17 protein-coding genes and 2 tRNA genes are annotated in these 18,792 nt (G+C 43.4%); 1 reads left to right on the top strand and 18 read right to left on the bottom strand.

What is annotated here, in order from left to right; translation table 11 throughout:
* Window positions 1-541 precede the first annotated feature (541 nt).
* The 16 genes from ACYQ2C_RS00895 to ACYQ2C_RS00820 form a co-directional block, all read right to left on the bottom strand.
* Window positions 542-617 (bottom strand) — tRNA-Lys (locus ACYQ2C_RS00895).
* Between the two features lie 58 nt (window positions 618-675).
* Window positions 676-751 (bottom strand) — tRNA-Lys (locus tag ACYQ2C_RS00890).
* Window positions 752-855: 104 nt separating this feature from the next.
* Window positions 856-1,542, bottom strand: coding sequence for a 7-cyano-7-deazaguanine synthase QueC (queC, locus tag ACYQ2C_RS00885; protein ID WP_460048179.1), 687 nt, complete (start codon window positions 1,540-1,542; stop codon window positions 856-858).
* A 337-nt stretch (window positions 1,543-1,879) separates the two neighbouring features.
* Window positions 1,880-2,527, bottom strand: coding sequence for a 7-carboxy-7-deazaguanine synthase QueE (gene queE, locus ACYQ2C_RS00880; RefSeq protein WP_460099101.1), 648 nt, complete (start codon window positions 2,525-2,527; stop codon window positions 1,880-1,882).
* 155 nt (window positions 2,528-2,682) lie between these two features.
* The gene (gene ybgF / locus ACYQ2C_RS00875; RefSeq protein ID WP_460099098.1) at window positions 2,683-3,471 is read right to left on the bottom strand and encodes a tol-pal system protein YbgF; all 789 of its coding nucleotides are present in this window, start codon (window positions 3,469-3,471) and stop codon (window positions 2,683-2,685) included.
* 23 nt (window positions 3,472-3,494) lie between these two features.
* Window positions 3,495-3,995 (bottom strand): peptidoglycan-associated lipoprotein Pal, encoded by a 501-nt coding sequence (pal, locus tag ACYQ2C_RS00870; protein WP_460099096.1) that lies wholly within the window; start codon window positions 3,993-3,995, stop codon window positions 3,495-3,497.
* Between the two features lie 236 nt (window positions 3,996-4,231).
* A complete protein-coding gene (gene tolB / locus ACYQ2C_RS00865; protein WP_460048184.1) occupies window positions 4,232-5,473 on the bottom strand; it encodes a Tol-Pal system beta propeller repeat protein TolB in 1,242 nt (413 codons plus the stop codon).
* 93 nt (window positions 5,474-5,566) lie between these two features.
* Window positions 5,567-6,412, bottom strand: coding sequence for a cell envelope integrity protein TolA (tolA, locus tag ACYQ2C_RS00860; RefSeq protein ID WP_460099093.1), 846 nt, complete (start codon window positions 6,410-6,412; stop codon window positions 5,567-5,569).
* Window positions 6,412-6,804 (bottom strand): protein TolR, encoded by a 393-nt coding sequence (gene tolR / locus ACYQ2C_RS00855; RefSeq protein WP_460048187.1) that lies wholly within the window; start codon window positions 6,802-6,804, stop codon window positions 6,412-6,414. The genes tolA and tolR overlap by 1 nt, the downstream gene beginning before the upstream one ends.
* A gap of 36 nt (window positions 6,805-6,840) precedes the next feature.
* A complete protein-coding gene (gene tolQ / locus ACYQ2C_RS00850; RefSeq protein WP_460048189.1) occupies window positions 6,841-7,536 on the bottom strand; it encodes a protein TolQ in 696 nt (231 codons plus the stop codon).
* A gap of 537 nt (window positions 7,537-8,073) precedes the next feature.
* On the bottom strand, window positions 8,074-8,502 hold the full coding sequence (gene ybgC, locus ACYQ2C_RS00845; protein ID WP_460048190.1) for a tol-pal system-associated acyl-CoA thioesterase: 429 nt from the start codon (window positions 8,500-8,502) through the stop codon (window positions 8,074-8,076).
* 70 nt (window positions 8,503-8,572) lie between these two features.
* Complete coding sequence (gene ruvB / locus ACYQ2C_RS00840; protein WP_460048191.1) at window positions 8,573-9,598, bottom strand: Holliday junction branch migration DNA helicase RuvB; 1,026 nt, start codon at window positions 9,596-9,598, stop codon at window positions 8,573-8,575.
* A 44-nt stretch (window positions 9,599-9,642) separates the two neighbouring features.
* Complete coding sequence (gene ruvA / locus ACYQ2C_RS00835) at window positions 9,643-10,266, bottom strand: Holliday junction branch migration protein RuvA (protein WP_460099087.1); 624 nt, start codon at window positions 10,264-10,266, stop codon at window positions 9,643-9,645.
* Window positions 10,267-10,331: 65 nt separating this feature from the next.
* A complete protein-coding gene (ruvC, locus tag ACYQ2C_RS00830) occupies window positions 10,332-10,853 on the bottom strand; it encodes a crossover junction endodeoxyribonuclease RuvC (RefSeq protein WP_460099084.1) in 522 nt (173 codons plus the stop codon).
* 148 nt (window positions 10,854-11,001) lie between these two features.
* On the bottom strand, window positions 11,002-11,625 hold the full coding sequence (locus ACYQ2C_RS00825; protein WP_460099082.1) for a hypothetical protein: 624 nt from the start codon (window positions 11,623-11,625) through the stop codon (window positions 11,002-11,004).
* Between the two features lie 149 nt (window positions 11,626-11,774).
* A complete protein-coding gene (locus ACYQ2C_RS00820; protein ID WP_460099079.1) occupies window positions 11,775-13,415 on the bottom strand; it encodes a hypothetical protein in 1,641 nt (546 codons plus the stop codon).
* A gap of 1,136 nt (window positions 13,416-14,551) precedes the next feature.
* On the opposite strand from ACYQ2C_RS00820, the gene ACYQ2C_RS00815 reads away from it, so the two are divergent.
* Window positions 14,552-16,099 carry a DUF5666 domain-containing protein gene (locus ACYQ2C_RS00815; protein ID WP_460115611.1) on the top strand — a complete coding sequence of 516 codons (1,548 nt, stop codon included), beginning with the start codon at window positions 14,552-14,554 and terminating at the stop codon, window positions 16,097-16,099.
* Window positions 16,100-16,264: 165 nt separating this feature from the next.
* Here the strand turns inward: ACYQ2C_RS00815 and aspS are convergent, their stop codons facing one another.
* The gene (aspS, locus tag ACYQ2C_RS00810; protein ID WP_460099073.1) at window positions 16,265-18,055 is read right to left on the bottom strand and encodes an aspartate--tRNA ligase; all 1,791 of its coding nucleotides are present in this window, start codon (window positions 18,053-18,055) and stop codon (window positions 16,265-16,267) included.
* An 84-nt stretch (window positions 18,056-18,139) separates the two neighbouring features.
* Window positions 18,140-18,412, bottom strand: a complete 273-nt coding sequence (locus ACYQ2C_RS00805) for an FmdB family zinc ribbon protein (protein ID WP_460048200.1) — start codon at window positions 18,410-18,412, stop codon at window positions 18,140-18,142.
* Between the last annotated feature and the right edge of the window lie 380 nt (window positions 18,413-18,792).

The raw sequence follows: 18,792 nt of genomic DNA, 5'->3' as shown, positions 1-18,792 counted from the left end.
GGAGCGTCAAAAAATATCAAAACATTTAATAAGTAAATTTTTTGATATTTCACTAAAACATCCACTCACATCTAACGTTTTATTTTTAATTCCCGATAAACTCACAAATTGAAAATACAATTTCCAATTTATTCATAGTTTCATTCAACTACAATTCTCGAACTTTGATACACATCCATGTATTTATAGAGACTCCCGATCAATTCAGTTACCTTTAATTTTTAGCCTTTTAACTATTCAACGATAAATTCCAAATCGCAGCGAAAATAACTGTCAGTATTTCTCGAATTTGCCATCCATCTGTTACTAGCTATTTTATTTACAGAAAAACTGGGTATGAATTATTGCTTTGTGTAGTTGATGGCTATTTGATATTTGAGTAGAGAGCAGTAGTTTTTTCATTCAAAAAAGCTGAATGAGCAACATGATACAGACTGAGTATTCGAAAATATGTGGATTAAATTTTATATATGGAACAAAAATTCTAAAAATTGAAACAGAAAAATTAGAGAAGAGAATTTAAAAAAACAGAAGGGAAAAATGGTGGGTCGTACTGGATTCGAACCAGTGACCAATTGGTTAAAAGCCAACTGCTCTACCGACTGAGCTAACGACCCATAATTCAAATTAGCACCAACAACTCTCTAATTTGAATAAATTTTAGAACGCTTGATATGGTGGGTCGTACTGGATTCGAACCAGTGACCAATTGGTTAAAAGCCAACTGCTCTACCGACTGAGCTAACGACCCCCAAGCGAGGCGCATATAGTACTCATTAAAATTTAAAAGACAAGTAATTTTTTAAATTAATTGAGGACAAATTTGCCATTGAAACAAAGGCTTAGCCAAATTGATCAATTTTGATACGGAGTTGGATCTTCAATGCCCGCTTGTTCGAATCCTTGCTTACGTAATCGACAACTATCACAACGACCACAGGCTTGTCCGAGGTCATTTGCTTGATAACAAGAAACGGTCTTTGCGTAATCTACGCCTAACGCAATGCCTTTTTGAATAATCTCGCCCTTGGTCATAAAGATGAGGGGTGTTTGTATGCGCATACCCTTGCCTTCAACCCCAGCCTTTGTAGCGACGTTTGCCATGGCCTGAAATGCTTGAATAAACTCGGGACGACAATCGGGGTAACCGGAGTAATCGACGGCATTTACACCAATGAAGATGTCTTTTGCACCTAAGACTTCTGCCCAACCCATGGCGATTGATAAAAATACGGTGTTACGTGCTGGCACATAGGTGATTGGGATCTCTCCTGGAGACGTTTCGGTCTCTGGCACAGCCAAATCTAAGTCGGTAAGCGCCGAGCCGCCTATGGCGCTTAAATCGAGTTTTATGACCTTGTGAGAGGTTGCACCGAGCAGTTTGGCAGTATTCTCTGCCGCGTGTAATTCTGACTTATGTCTTTGTCCGTAATCAAAACTCATTGTGTAGCAGTCAAAGCCTTGGCTTTTAGCAATGGCTAATACGGTAGTCGAGTCTAAACCACCAGAGACAAGTACAACGGCTTTCTTTTTATCAGGCATGGGAATCGAGGTTATTTAATAAGTTAATATCAGTGTAGATAAATTACAGAAAACTCTGGTTAACCTAGAGTTTCTCTCGACACAAGAATGTGTCATCAATTTCAAGAACGGTAAGTAATTGAAATTGTATAGAAATTGGAAGTCGCATTGTCAATTTCTGCCCTTTGATTAAATCACGGATAAGTTAATCAGAGGTTCCTAAAGAGCGACGGCGCTCCGAGTATTAGCTTCAGGCTAAATAAATTAGGCGCGTTATTTTTAAAGATGTTACGCGATATTCTACGCATCAATAATAAAGCTAATTGTACGAAGCTGAATTTAGAGGCACAGCATAAACCTATTTGCCCGGCTTATCGCCCCATAAAATTTTGTGCAATTGCAATTGAAAGCGTACATCTAGGTTATCGTTGACGATCCAATCGGCTAATTCCGTGGGATTAATTTGTCCAAAACTCGGCGACATAAATACATGGGCTTTTTGAGTTAAATCGTACTCTGCGATTTTAAAACAGGCCCAGTCATAGTCTTGACGATCACAAAGCACAAATTTAATTTGGTCATGCTTTGTTAAATAATCGATATTCGCGTACAGGTTTTTGCTGACCTCGCCAGAACCCGGTGTTTTAAGGTCAACAACTCGGCTCACGCGGGTATCTACGTCTGCTATCGATAAGGCGCCACTGGTTTCTAATGACACTCGATAACCACGATCACACAAAGCCGTTAAAAGCACCAAACAATCAGGTTGGGCAAGCGGCTCACCACCGGTAACGCAAACGGTTTTAGCGTTATAGCTGTCTACCTTCGCCAAGATTTCGTCAATGGAAAGACGAGTACCGCCGTGGAAGGCGTACTCAGAATCACAATACTGGCAACGTAAAGGGCAACCCGTTAGGCGCACAAAAACGGTGGGCACGCCCACTGTAAGAGACTCACCTTGCAGTGAATAAAAGATTTCGGTAATTCTTAAGCTGGTATCAACCATGGGTGTTGCTTGGACAGTGTATAGAAAAGCGGCGCAGTGTAGCGAAACTCAACGCGCAATAGCAAGCATAAAGAGCGGGAGATCGAGCCGGTAAAAGCATTTTTAGCTCAAGCTCGAAGATAAGGCGACGAAATCTGCCGCCAGGAACGCATCGATTAAATTTGATTGGCCGATAGGTAGTTACGAGCTAAATCGGCTGCTGATGAGCCGCCATTGGCTACTTCAGTAAGTAGCTGTTTAGCTTTAATGGTATCGCCTTGTTCAAAATAGATTTTGCCGAGCTTAAATTTCGCATCAGGAATTTTTGCATGGCCGGGATATTGTGTAATTAACTTGGTAAACCACGTTTTTGAGGCTTCAGTATCACCATTACTCAAACGGATTTCACCCAACCAATACTGGGCGTTTGGCGCAAATAAACCCTGAGGATAATAATTAAGGTATTGCTCCAGTAACTCGGCAGATCCATTAAAGTCTTTTTGCTTTAATAATAAATCGATGGCTTGACGATACAACTCACGCTCTTCTGGAATTTCTTCGCCGGTTGCCACAGCAGAATTATTATCAATAGCTGAGCTAGCGTCACTGTCGGTCGCATTACCTAAAGATGCTGCTGGCGTATTTGATTTACCCTGCAATAGCACAGAAATTCTCTGATCGAGATCGGTGTAGTCATCTAATCGCTGTTGTTTTAAACGCTTAATTTCAAACGTTTGCTGTTCAACTAAGCCGCGAAGCTCCTGCACTTCTTGTTGAAGAAGTTCAAGGCGGTTGTATAGCTCCGAACCACTGTTGGAAACCGTATTCGTGACCGGTTGCGAGGGGACTGAAGCGGGAGTTACGGGTGTTGAATCAATAACGCGTACTTGCGCTTCACTTGGTAATACGGCAGCGGATAAGGCTGCCGTAATAACCCAGAGTGTCGACCGTTTAAATGATGCCATGTCTGAGAGGTATATTCCTGATATTACTTAAGTTCTACGCGACGGTTTAAAGACCATGCTTGATCGTCGTGACCAAGAGCAACTGGCTTTTCTTCGCCGTAGCTGATGGTTTCGATTAGGCTAGCGTCAACACCTTGAAGAATCAAGAAATCACGAACTGCGTTTGCACGACGCTCACCCAATGCAATGTTGTACTCGCGAGTACCGCGTTCATCAGCGTGACCTTCTAAGCGGATAGAACGTGGGCTTGCTTTTAATTTAGCTGCGTGAGCAGTTAACAGGGCGCGAACTTCCGGCTTGATGGTAGATTGGTCAAAGTCGAAGTAGAAAATTGTTTCTAAAGCAACAACCTTATCTTCATCTTCAACAATACCGCCACCTGTTGTGGTACCTACGTCAACACTGGTGTTGGTATCTTCTACCGGACCGGTATTACCAGTATCCGCAGGTGTAGAAGTAGATGAACAGCCAGCTAATACCGCAGATAAAACAACCAAGCCCAACCCTGTTTTAAACACATTCATGGTCTTACACTCCCAAAAATTATCGTAAATTTAACTCTAAAATTGCGTTGAAAATCTCTATTTGTCGAGGTTTGCCTAACGACTCGCCTAATATGCTTAGAGATTGTGTAGAGCATCTATAACCTAGTCATCGAGGTGTTTTGCCAGACTACTTTAAAAAGCAGGCTCAAACAAAAATGCTCACCAGATTCTTGACCCTAACACAACCTATCGCAGATTGGTCATCAAACTGAGATTTAATTAAAAAACGGTGACCAAGCTGGCTCACGAACATCACCACGTTTCGATGGTAATTTAAACTTCACACCGGCATCCAAAGATACGGCGGCAAGTATACCTTTACCATTGGCTTGTGTCGCGTACAGTAGCATTGCTCCGTTAGGGGCGATGCTTGGAGATTCATCCAATTCCGTTTCAGTGAGAATCCGCAAATCACCGGTTTTTACATCCTGTGCTGCGATGTGAAATATACCTTGCTCGCGGTGAACCATCACCATGGTCTTACCATCAGGTGAGAGACTCGCGCGGGCATTATAATCGCCGTAAAAGGTTAAGCGTTCAATACGGCCACTGGCAAGATCAACTTGATATATTTGTGGCTGACCTCCGCGATTTGACGTGAAAATGATACCTTTTCCATCTCCTGAGAAGTTTGGTTCGGTATCAATGGCAAAATGCTGGGTAATTCTTTGATAATTGCCACTGGCTAAATCAATGGTATAAATTTCTGGATTACCATCTTTCGATAAGACAAACGCCAATTTTTTGCCGTCAGGCGACCATGCAGGAGCGCCATTTAAACCTTTAAAGTTGGTAATTTGGCGACGTGCGCCGGTAGCGATATTTTGAATAAAAATCGCCGGACGTGACGTTTCGAATGACACATAAGCGACTTGTTTGCCATCAGGCGACCAACGTGGCGATAATAATGGCTGGCTGGATTTCAATAATTCACGCTCACGAGCACCATCGGCATCGGCGTGAATTAATCGGTATGTCGCCTCTTGAGGATTACTGGCATTACGAAGTACTTCAATGTAGATAATTTTGGTGGAAAAGGCGCCGCGAATTCCAGTGATTTGTTCGTAAATTTGATCCGCAGCATAGTGCGCTAAACCGCGCAAATCGGTGGCGGTTGCAGTGGCAATCTTTTTAAGAACTTGGCGCTGATTGAGAACGTCGTACAGCTCAAAACGCAGCTGGTAACCGCCGGTAACAGGCTCGATACCACCGATAACCAAATATTCTGCACCAAGAATTTTCCAATCGCGAAAATACACATCTTTTTGTTCTTGAGGCAATGCAAGCATATTAGCGCGATCAACCGGTGCGAATTGACCGCTGCGCTGTAAATCAGCGGAAACAATGCCAGCGACATCTTCCGATAAATTAGTCGATCCAGCAAAAGGCACAATCGCAATGGATGTTGGATTATCGATACCTCGCGTAATTTCTATCGTAAGCTGTGCTTTAGCCATTAAGCTAAAACTCGCAATTATCAAGAAAAATACACTTCGTAGAGCAATTAACTTCACAATATCTCCTGTGAGGCTTAGTTATTATTGACGCGTTTATAGTCGTAAATCTTGCGGATCAAACACTAACCGCAATTCACGAAAATAACGTTCGAAAACTTCTGGTTTAACATTTTGTAGCTCTCGAAACTGTTCGGCTTTCAATACTGCCTGCTCTGCCGAGCGATCAAAGGCAGAATTACCACTGCTGGAAATAATGGATACATTTACAACTCGACCAGTGGGAACCAATTTGATCAGCAATTCGCAACGCATTCCAGTTCGCGCAGATGGCGGCCGACTCCAAAATTGTTCGATGCGACTGGCAATAAGTGCAACATAACTCTGTGCTGTGGCTTCGGCTTGTTGCTCGGCAAGCAAGGCTTTTTCGGCCGCCTCGGCAGCAGCAGCTTCTTCGGCCAGTTGTTTTTCAAGCCGTTCTTTTTCGATACGATCAAGCTCTTCAACAAGCGCTTGCTGTCGTTTTTTCTCTTCGGCCGCTTCTAATTTTTTAGCCTGCTCAGCTTCTTCTTTCTTACGCTTAGCGTCTGCAATTTTTTTGGCTTCGTCTTTTTTGCGTTTATCTTCCAGTTCTTTTTGTCGCTTTTGCTCAGCCGCTTTGGCCTGTTGCTTTTTCTCTTGCGCGGCTTTTTCTTCTTGCTGACGTTTTGTTAAATCAATTTTTCGCGGTGTATTTTCGGTGCTTTGTTTTGGCGCCTGTTCCGGTGCAGTTTGTTTAAGCTCTACCAATTTTGCTTGAACAAATTTAGGAGTTTTTTTAGGTTCAGGCGGCTTAGCCTGTTGCACGCCAAAAAATAAGAATGCGATTAAACCGGCGTGCAGCACAAGACTCACAACAATAGAAACGGCAAGCGTTGGTTTTGCTTTGAGCAAAAAAGCCATTACTGCTGCGGCTCCGTAACTAAACCAACCGAAGGTGCACCGGCAGCTTGCAAAGAAGTCATCGCTTGAACCACTTCACCATATGGCACTCGGTGATCACCCCAAACTAATACTTGGGTAGCGGGCTTTTCACGAAGTACTTTCGATACCGTATCTTGAATTTGCGACATAGGTTTAGCCACGTCTTGGTCGCGGCCCAAATTCAAATAATAAGAACCATCTTGTTTTATCGAAACAATTAACGGTTCGTCTTCTTTACTATCTAAAGGAGTGGATGGAGCTTGTGGTAAATCGACCTTGACACCCTGCATAAGCAGAGGCGCAGTAATCATAAATACCACCAACAACACCAGCATCACATCAATGTAGGGAACCACATTGATTTCAGCCATAGGTTTACGTTTTTTATTCCTTGCGCCCATGAGAGTTTACGCTTGGCCAGAATGAAGTTTGCGGTGGAAAAATGACGACAATTCTTCGGCAAATGTTTCGTAATTTGCCAATAAAGATTCGGCGCGTGCCGAGTACCGGTTGTAGGCCAGAACCGCAGGAATTGCAGCGAAAAGACCCATAGCGGTTGCCACCAATGCCTCTGAAATTCCTGGAGCGACGGTCGCCAGGGTTGCTTGATGCACATTAGCCAAACCGCGAAATGAACTCATGATTCCCCATACGGTACCAAATAGGCCGATGTAAGGACTTACTGATGCAACACTGGCCAAAAAGGAAAGATTGGCTTCGAGCTTTTCTTCTTCGCGCGCTAAAGCGACTCGCATTGCCCTTTCAGTACCTTGCATTACCACTTCAGGTTCAACAGAGCTTTGTTGACGAAGGCGAGAAAACTCTTTAAAACCCGCGCGAAAAATATTTTCAACACCGTCTAAGGTGCCGCTGCTTGCGCGATTATTTCCTTGTTTATATAACTGAGTTAAATCAATACCCGACCAAAATTGCTTTTCAAAATCGTTATACAACTTGGCGGCTCGATTTTGATAAATGCCACGATTGACAATCATTACCCAGGAAACAACTGAGGCGAGCAATAAAACCAACATCACCAATTGAACAAGCAAACTCGCCTGAGAGATTAATGACCATAAAGAAAGGGATTCACCGGGCTGCATGAAAAATCTGGACTCCAAACTAATGAGGATTCTAAACCGAAGAAATTGAACTGAATTTTTTTATTTTAACGTTTGCTTACGCGAATTGATATTTACGGCGCGTCAAAAACAACATTAGCTTCGTTAATACTGCTATAAACAACCATAATAAAACGATACGCGTCTCTCTACACTGCAATAAAATTCAACGGTGAATATTTATTACAAAAAATATTGTCTGCTAAGATGAGTTAAGACTGATCTAATACTTTACTTAGGGTTTTGTTGAGCACGACTTTTAATCAACCCAAGTCTATCAATTAATATACAAATCACTTGCCACCTAGAGAGTAATAATCAAGCATTTAGTTCAGTTATGTGAAATTACTCGGTATTTAACGATCAATATCCGCGAAATATCGAGTCACATCGGAAAAGTAGCGAATAATCTTTGTGTCATATTCTTACGTTGTTAACGTCTTGATTAAGAATTTGATCGATAACTTTGTAAGAATTACTAGAATTTAAACCGACTAGAATCCGAGAAGCGTTGTTGTGTTACGGGTTTCTCAACAACTCTTGCGACACAGAATATTCTTTGATTTTTTCAAGCATATTTTCCGGTAAAGAAATCGGTCTTAATGATTGACTATCTACGCAGACGACTTTGATTTCGCCGTCACTGATCAATTCCTCACCACGAAAAACTTGCTGCTTGAAGACCACATACACTCGACCAATTTCAACAACCTCAGCGGTAACCGTTAAAAGGTCGTCCAATCGCGCCGGCCGTTTGTAGTCAACGCTAACCGAAGCAACGACCAATAAAGCGGTATCATCGATTAAAGCTGGTTTAGAAAATCCCAGAGATCGAAGCATTTCGGTGCGCGCGCGTTCCATAAACTTCAGGTAATTCGCATAAAAAACAATGCCACCTGCATCGGTATCTTCAATGTAGACTCGTATCGAGGTAGAGAAGCAAGACATGATTTATCCGTAATAAGCTGTAGGTGTTTTTAATTGGAATGTGAATCGGCTAGTTTTTGAGACAGATCGTCTAGTTTGATGTGGGCGCTTGTAAACCAAAGTGATCGTAAGCAAGTTGTGTGGCAATACGCCCTCTTGGGGTTCGAGAAAGATAACCCTGTTGAATAAGATAAGGTTCAAGAACGTCTTCTATGGTACCACGTTCTTCGCTGATGGCAGCAGCAAGACTATCAACACCAACGGGTCCACCGCCAAATTTTTCCATTACAGCCAAAAGCATTCTGCGATCCATGTGATCAAACCCCAACGAATCGACATTCAGCATATTTAACGCCGCATCGGCAACTTCAGCGGTAATAAGTCCATCACCTTTTACCTCTGCATAGTCTCGAACGCGTCTTAGCAGTCTTAGAGCAATTCGTGGTGTCCCACGTGAGCGTTTAGCGATTTCGGCAGCACCGGTAGCTTCTAATCGAATGGACATTAAACTGCCAGCGCGAGCAATGATATGGGTCAAATCGGCAATATTGACGAATTCCAAGCGTTGCACAATACCAAACCGATCCCGCAACGGCGAGGTTAATAAGCCAGCACGGGTAGTGGCTCCCACAAGAGTAAAAGGTGGTAAATCAATCTTGATAGAACGCGCAGCCGGGCCCTCGCCAATCATAATATCGAGCTGGAAGTCTTCCATGGCAGGATAGAGAACTTCTTCGACAACTGGGCTCAAACGATGAATTTCATCGATAAACAACACATCCCCAGACTCAAGATTGGTCATCAGCGCGGCAAGATCACCGGCTCTTTCTAAAACTGGACCAGAGGTAGTCTTTAACTCGGTGCCCATTTCGGCGGCAATGATGTTCGCTAGGGTGGTCTTCCCAAGCCCTGGTGGGCCAAAAATTAAAGTGTGATCGAGGGCCTCGTTGCGTTTTTTTGCAGCGTGGATGAAGATCTCCATTTGTTCGCGAACCACAGGTTGCCCCACGTAATCGGATAAGCGTTTGGGACGAACCGTGCGATCAAGCACGTCTTCACGCTGATCGGCAACCGCCGAAACCAGTCTGGGAGCATCAAGGTGATCTTTGTCGATCATAGTGGATTATCTTTTACCGAAAGATGTGCAGTTTATGGAACGATTCAGCCGGGCAACATACTTTTTAATGCTAAACGAATCAACTCTTCTGAACGTTCAGGCGCGTGCTCTTTAAGAACACGATTAATCGCTTTAGAAGCCTCAACCGGTTTATAACCCAAAGCAATCAAAGCGCTTTCAGCTTCCGAAACAATAGCGTTTTGATTAACGCCAAGATCGAAGGACTCCGTAACGGTGTTTGCGGCAGCTTCGCTGGGCACTTGCCAGTCTTTAAGGCGATCTTGCATTTCGATTACCAAACGCTCGGCGGTCTTTTTACCCACGCCGGGAATTTTTACTAACCGCGTGCTATCACCAAGAGTCACGGCATGCACGAATTCCTGAGTTTCCATACCCGACAAAATAGCCAAAGCCAACTTAGGACCTACACCACTGACTTTAATTAAATGACGAAATAACAAACGATCTTTTTGATCAATAAACGCAAACAACTGTTGTGCATTTTCGCTGACCGAAAAATGCGTGTGCAGGGTAACCTTCTCTCCCAGCCCCGGTAATTGATAAATACTGGTCATGGGAGCTTGCACTTCATAACCCACACCGTTGACATCTATTAACAAAAAGGGAGGTTGTTTTTCGGCGAGAATACCGGTTAAGCGACCGATCATAAAAGTCTGAACTCAGTTATAAAAAATATGTGTATAGGGTTGACACTAGGTAACAGCAATTCGGCCTAAACCAGCCGTCCACGTCGAAAAGCCACTGACTTAGTGGTTGCAATCAAATGCTGATGGGTATGAGCGTGACATAACGCCACAGCCAAAGCATCCGCAGCATCTTCTTGAGGTGTAGCCGACAATCGCAGCAGATGCTTGACCATATGCTGAACCTGATATTTATCGGCGGCTCCTGTACCTACCACGGATTGTTTAACCTTTCGGGCTTCGTACTCAAAAACCTCAAGCTCCGAGTGTACACCAGCCACAATAGCAGCACCGCGAGCCTGACCCAGTTTTAGTGCAGAGCCTGCGCTTTTTGACACAAATACTTGTTCTACTGCCATTTGCTGAGGCTGATACTCTTCGATAATTTCGATCAATGAACGGAAGATGATTTTGAGGCGTGCAGGCAAAGGAGATTCTGCAGGAAGACGGATGACACCACTACCGATGTATTCGTTTTTACTGCCAATGGTATTGATAACACCAAAGCCGGTTTTTAGAGAGCCGGGGTCAATACCCAGGATAAGCGCCATAGAAAAAGCCTGAATTTATATACAGGTGAAGTCTGTCAGCGTCGGCCTTCTGGGTCAAGCATATGAAGAATAACAACATCAGAAACTCCACTCTTTGGGAGTTTCTGAGTTTTCAGTGCTAGGTTTTTCAGTGCTAGGTTTTCCAGTACTAGGGTTTAGAGGAATGTAATACTCGGACTCGCTCACCATTGTTATCAACAGTGGTTTTTGCTTGTTGACGCTCAGGCGGATTACCAACCACTACCGGCAATGCGTAGGTTCGGTTTTGTTTGAAACCATCTGTCTCGGTTTCGATAAACACATTCAAATAATACCGCCCCTCTAAGGTTGACGATACAGTTACATCCATTTGCACGGGATCGTTACCGGTAACAGCACCAGAAAAATCGCTGCTACTCATACTCATATCTTGATCGGTAGACGTCACCGTCACTGACATAATATCCATGTCATAAGACGGTGTGAACGATAGCGTGATGGTTTCAGATTCGGTCAATTCGGTTTTGCCATCGTAGTTATGATCGAACACAACTGCGGCGCCGGGTTTTAGATAATGATCACCCAAACGTAATCCCGAATGATTTTTAGAGCTGGTCACAGACACTTCAGCGGCGCGAGTATCTTGGGCTTCTTGCTTTACATCAGCGTTATTTATGTCGGTTTGGACACCTGTTTTCACATCACTTATTTGTTTTACACCGCTTGCTTGGCTAGCCAGAGTAGCCACAGAAACAAGCATCAAACCTGCTAATATTGATAAAAACGGTTTCATTGTTTGTTTTCTCATCAAATATGGCTTTGGCGGTATTGAAAGTACCAAAGCCTAAAATAAGATTCTCGTTAAGGATTAAAATCGCTCAACAAATGTTGTTAGTAAAAACTTGTTAGCTTAGAAATTATGGTTAGTTAAAAATTCGTGCGTCAAAGAGCCGTTGTTACGGTAAGGGTAAAACACGAGTCGGTGTTTAGATCATCGTAGACTTCAAAGACAAGATCTCCCGCGGGAAGCGATAAATTCGCGTCTTCTACGTTCAAAACTCCGGATAAAGAACCGTTAATAGCTTGCCCTTGCTGCAAAACAAAGAAATCAGGGTCTGTAGCGGTTGCACCCATGGTACGAGCAACACGAATGTTGTAAAGGTCTTGCGTTAAACCTTCTAATAAGAAGAAGCGACGATTGCCTAATCGGTTGAAGGAACCAAAGTCATTGATGACACAAAATTCTTGAGACTGCCCTAGGGTAATTAAGTAATAAACCGGTAAGGTGAGCGAATTACCACCGTCATTGTTTTCACCGGTACCTATGGCATCGTTCACTAAAATATCCTGCCCAGCCGCCAAAATATCGATTGCAAGACTCTGGTTTGCGAACAAAAATTTATATTCATCCAAGAACAAATGAATACTAGTAACTAATGGAGAATTGACGTAATTGTCGCTGGTAAATGTCTGGTAGATTCTGGCCAAACCGCCGTCTAAGGTGTCACTATTCTCCGAGATATCAGAATTCGCAAAAGGCAGACCGTCGTAGATGTCGTAAATGATCGATTGCACCGAGCCTTCGTTAAACCAGCCCCGATTCAGATTATTGTTTTCTTCAACATCAATAAAAAAACCGCGCGACTGGGAGACTTGAGAGCTATCAATGTAAATTGGATCATTCAATACGATACCCGAAACGGCATTACCCCAACCTTCACTCATGGCAACGCGCATGTCCAAAAGACTGGTAATGGAATGTGAACCGCCGATTGAGTCGGAGCGCGAAATCACATCTTCAAAATAATGACCCCACTCGTGAGCAATTACGTGGCTATCGTATTCGTCAGTATCGAAATCCTGGGCACCAAGAATATAAATGACGTCTTCAGAGGGACTAAAAAACGACGTTGAAATTCTGCCCGCGGCAAGATCGGCAGCGGTGCCATTTCCAACTGGAGAATTATTTTCACTCCAACGGACTTCTAAATCGGGGAAATTAATATCGGAATCCACTGCAACAAAAGAGGACACCGCCTCGTAAACAGCATCTAAAATTGCAAAAGGAGCGGCTGCACGTTCATCAACATACCTGCTCGTCGCCATATCCCAGCCAGAAGCAGCAAACAAGTCTTCGATTCGATTCGATTCGCCCGAGTTAAAATTCGGGCCATCCAACACATACAAAGCATTACCGCTGGTGTTATCGGTAACCGCTACATTCCAAGTTGCTGCGCTGTTTGACGGCGACTGCAATTGAGCACGGGCACGAATAAACATAGTAACGTTTGAGCCGACCGACAAAGAATAATCGCCGCTATCATCGGTGAGATCTTGATCCAAAACCGCACCGGTAGAAGAGTTTACGGCTTGAACAACAACCCGGCGTGCAGGCGCTGAAAATGAGGCAGCGTAATCCAACCCAAGAGTTACCGGATCATGGGGAACATCTTCAAAAGAAACATTACCTGAAACAACAACCGATGTTGGGCCGGATGAACTACCGCCGCCGCCACCGCCGCCACAAGCGCTTAATACAAGACTGGCACAAATGAGAGTTAAGATTTTTTTAGTTTTTAACATAATTAATTTCCACAGAGCACGCCCTACAAATTAGTAGTTGGGAAAAGTCGCAGCATCAGTGACAACCTAACCACGAGGTTATCCAGTGTTAGTAGATATCGCCCAAATTCGAAAAAGTTTTAGGGCGAATATTCTGTTTTATAAAATTGTCATGTATTGAAAAGTGTTTATAAATAGATAAATCTTTATTAGTTATTCAAAATTAACAACGCCCTACTTTGATTAAAAATACTGCGTCGAATTTAGATTTTTATACAAAGTTAATTTAAATAATGAGTAAAGAAGAAAAATCTTTTCAATAAAGACCTGATTTTCTCCGACAACAACATTTACATTAAGATTTACATTGCTAATCATTAATTTAACCAAAGGAAACTGTGGTTAACCCAAAGTATCCAGCGACACAAAAAAATGTGTCACCAATTTCAAACACGGTAAATAATTGAATTTGTCCAAAATTGGAAATTGCATTGTCAATTTTTGTACTCTGATTAAATCCGGGGTTTGTCAAAGCCCTCCCCCAGATTTTTGTTCTTATTTCGTACAAAAAATTAACAACGCGTATCTAAAACAATCGTATTACTGAGTTTATTAATTTATAAGTCTGACTAAAATTCAATCATTAAAACTTTTAAGTGGCCAACACCTTTAAGAAACCATTCTTTAAGGCCAAAGCAAACCGTCTATAGCTAAATTGAACACGACGATGCACTCTTTATGTTCTTTGGTCAGTTTAGTTCAAAGCCGAATGTTTCACTCTCACAAATTAGAAAATTCTTACATTAAAGACTTTAATTAGCTAAACGAAACCCTATTTGCGCCCCTTTTACTTCAAACAGACAAATACCTTATAAAACCTCTGATTAGCTTTCCCATGATTTAGTCTGAAGCATGATTTAATCCGAAGACCGTAATTGAAAATGTGATTCGCAATTTTAAGCACTAACCGGGCTTGAAATTAGCAATATGCCCTTGCTTCCCAGGAAACTCTGGGTTAATTGATGCTCCCTTAAGACGAAGGGTTAACGCTCGAATGCATCAGCTAAACAGTTACAAAAACGCGGGGTGTTTAAAAACACAAATTCAACCGGCTCTGTTACACTGAGCTAAATTATACGAATGATACTGACCAGAACATGAATCTTAGTAACTTCTTATCAATGAAAACCTTTAGTCTTCAAAAATCTCTTGCTGTACTGATCACTGCGACAGCCTGCGCGCTTCCGTTGACCGGTTGTGACCTCCAACTTGGCAATTCCGACGATAACGACTCAAGCTCCGGCGGCACTGGCGGCGGCGGTGGTGGCACTGGCGGCGGTTCATCCGGTGGCGACGATGATGGACGCGATGGCGATGATGGCGGTGCAATTATTGGCACCTTAACCGACGCCTCTCGTCTTGAAGTAAATTTTGATACTAACTTGTCTCTCGGCAATATCGATATCTTTATCGACGGTATTCCCGCGGATTCTTCCGAACTTGAAGATGGCATGGTAGTTACCTTAGTCACCGAAGAAGACACCCCCAACAATCTAGCAACTGCTACTGTCATTCAGCTCGACGCCAATCATCTGTTTGTTGGTCCTGTAACCAGCACCAATCCATTCTCGGTCTTTACTCAACCAATCGTGACGACCGCAGATACCGAACTGGAAGCAATTTCTGGAGAAAACGTCGCGAATCTTTCTGTCGGTGATGTGGTGCGTGTGAGCGGGTTTGATAATCGCGTGGGCGGAATTTTAGCAACCCGAGTAGACACACCTCCCGGCGGCTTTGCACTGTGGAAGCTTCGAGGCGTAGTCGAAAACTTGGTCGCCAACGATTCGTTTACCATCGCTGATCAAACCATTGTTCTTAATGGCGTTGTTGCTGATTGTGGCGAAGACGAGCTGGCCGAAGGCGATTATGTAGAAGTTACCGCAACGCCAGACGACAGCTTTGACACGGGCGATGATCTGACCAGTACTTTGACCGTCAGCTGTATCACGGTGGCATTACCGGCGCTTCGTAACAACGACGAAGACGTTGATTTTTTGCCGGCACAAATGGAAGGCATTGTCAGCTCGGTTCGATCAATCACCGAAATTATGGTTGACGATCAAACTGTTGAGATCGACTCAGACGTAGTTTATTTTGGCGGTACCGCAAACGATCTAGTGATTGGTTCAAAGATTGAAGTAGAGGGCACCTACAATATTGATACCCAAGAACTCGCTGCCGAAACCATTATTTATCATGAGCGCCGTATCTTTATCGAAGCGCCGTTAAGATCCCAAGACATTACTGTTAATGAGTCAGTGAACTTCTTTGGTGTTGAAATTCCTATCACAGGCTTAACCGTTGATGATGATTTAATTGTGAGCTCGGGTGTCGCCAATAACCAAGTAAGATTGTTCGGCTTTACTGACGAAGACCAAAACCCCTACGCCATTCAATTAAGTGTTGAGGGAGCCATCGACGACGAAGACGTTACCGTTCAGGGCCCGGTTTCGCGTGTGGGCAGTAGCGAGGTAGAAATTCTGGGTATTTCCGCAGACGGCGGCAACATTCAATCGTTCTTAAGTTCAGTAGAAGAAGAAGATTTGATTTTAATTGAAGGCGCTGAAGTGGACGGTAGTACCAGCATTACTGGCGGTATTATCAGCGAAATTCCAACCATGTTTGAGCTTCGCGAAAATAACTAATTTGCGTGGATACCTCTGATTAACGCTCTCATGACTTAATCAGAGGACAGAAATGGGCAATCCGCGCTCCAACCAGTGTTGCAGCGAAATTAGTGTTTCAGAGGAATTAGTGTTTCAGAGGAATTAATGAACGAAAAAAAACCCGGCAACGCCGGGTTTTTTTGCTTATTTAGCTGGGTCTTCTTTCTTGGGTTCTTTTTCTTTCAGTTTAAGTTGTATGTTCAACTCTTTTAACTGAGTCTTATCAACCGCCCCAGGTGCATCAGTCATAACACAGGCCGCGGTTTGCGTTTTAGGGAAGGCAATAACGTCGCGAATCGAATCAGCACCGGTCATAAGCATGATTAAGCGATCTAAACCAAATGCTAAACCACCGTGTGGTGGCGCACCGAATTTAAGCGCATCTAGCAAGAAACCAAATTTTTCTCGTTGCTCTTCTGCACCAATACCCAATACGTCAAATACCGCTTGTTGCATGTCGGGACGATGAATACGAACAGAACCACCGCCAAGTTCGGTACCGTTTAACACCATGTCGTAGGCAACCGACAAAGCACCTAACGGATTAGCCTTCAGCTCTTCAGGAGTACATGAAGGTGATGTGAACGGATGGTGCAACGCAGTCACGCTGCCATCGTCGTTCTCTTCAAACATTGGGAAATCAACAACCCACAATGGTGCCCACTCGCAAGTCAGCATATTAAGGTCATGACCAACTTTAATTCGAAGTGCGCCTAATGCTTCGGTAACAATCTTAGCTTTGTCGGCGCCGAAGAAAATAATATCGCCATCTTTAGCACCTAAATGCTCAACAAGCTTGGCGGTAATATCTTCACCAATAAATTTAATGATTGGTGATTGTAAACCTTCGATACCTTGGCTCAAGTCGTTGACTTTAATCCACGCCAAACCTTTTGCACCATAAATACCAACAAACTTGGTGTAGTCATCGATTTGTTTACGTGAAAGCTGCGCGCCACCATCGACTTTAAGAGCAGTAACACGGCAAGCTGGATCGTTAGCAGGGCCTGCAAATACTTTAAAATCAACGTCTTTTAGGTATTCTTTAATATCAACCAGCTGTAATGGAATACGCAAATCTGGCTTATCAGAACCGTATTTTTCCATGGCTTCAGAGAACGGCATTCTTGGGAATTCACCAAACTCAACGCCTTTAATATCTTTAAAGATTTTTCGGATCATGCCTTCGGTAATAGACATAATCTGCTCATCGCTTAAGAACGAGGTCTCAATATCGATTTGCGTAAATTCTGGCTGACGGTCAGCACGAAGATCTTCGTCGCGGAAACACTTGGCAATTTGGTAGTAACGATCATAGCCCGCAACCATCAGCAATTGTTTAAATAACTGTGGCGATTGAGGTAACGCGAAGAATTTACCTTCGTGGGTACGTGACGGCACCAAATAATCACGTGCACCTTCTGGGGTAGCACGGGTTAAGATTGGTGTTTCAATATCTAAGAAACCGTTGTCATCAAGATAATTACGAATAGCGCTGGTTACTTTTGCACGCAAACGCAGGTTGTTTTGCATTTCTTGGCGACGTAAGTCTAAGAAGCGATACTTTAAACGAACCTCTTCGCCGACGTTTGAATATTCGTTAAGTGGGAACGGCGGTGTTTCTGCGGCACTTAAAATTTCTAAACCTGTGCCATAGATTTCAACCTCGCCGGTTGCCATATTTGCATTAACCGTAGATTCAGAACGTGCACGAACTTTACCCGTCACCTTTAAAACAAATTCGCCACGAACCTTATCGGCGATTTCAAAATTTGCGCTATCCGGATCAAAAACGACTTGAACCACGCCTTCGCGATCGCGTAAATCGATGAAAATTACTCCGCCATGATCACGACGACGGTCAACCCAACCACATAGGGTTACTTCTTGATCAATGTATGAAGCGTTTAGAACGCCACAATACTCGGTGCGCATATTAGTTTCCTGTTAAGTGTTTACTGGCGATTCTACAGAATCTATTCATTCGGGTTGTTGTATCGTCAATGGACTCACAACATGTCAAGCGCTCTCTGATTTAGACGCCTTCGTTTCTGTTTTAGCACTCGCCGCTGAGCTCTCACTGCTAGACGACGCTAGGTTCTTTTTATTTCCAGATTTAAAATCAGTCTCATACCAACCACTACCTGAGAGTCGAAAACCCGCGGCTGAGATTTTTTTGGTCAACGACAACGCTTTACACGCCGGGCATTCCTTCAACGGATCATCCGACATTTTCTGCAAAGCTTCGAACTCATGATCACAAGATTTACAAACGTATTCATAAATCGGCATTCACTTACTCCTCACCGGTGACTTTGGTCAATAATCAATAACAAATGGTTTACAACGACCCCATGTGGTGGCGTAAACGTTGGTTTTAAAGCCCAGAACGCTTTCAAAACAGAACCGACCGCTGAATTTAAGATGAAACCCCGCCGGTTCAGCAACGTTTTAGCATTACACACGAAAAAGCCCGGCATTATAGCCCATGAAAACCTAAACCGGGTAAATATTCGCTCCAACAATGTGTGGGTACAGCTCAGGTAAGAATCGTCATCAAAAAATCTTCAAACCTGTAAATCTCAACGTTCATGTGCCGCAAAAGCTTCATTTTTGTTTGTTAGTCTCAAATAAAAGTACCTACGCTTCGATTCATTCGAAGACGCTAGACG

The organism is Sessilibacter sp. MAH3 (genome assembly GCF_054658275.1).
The sequence above is the reverse complement of the archived record's forward strand: the minus strand, read 5'-3'. Positions and strand labels throughout refer to the sequence as shown.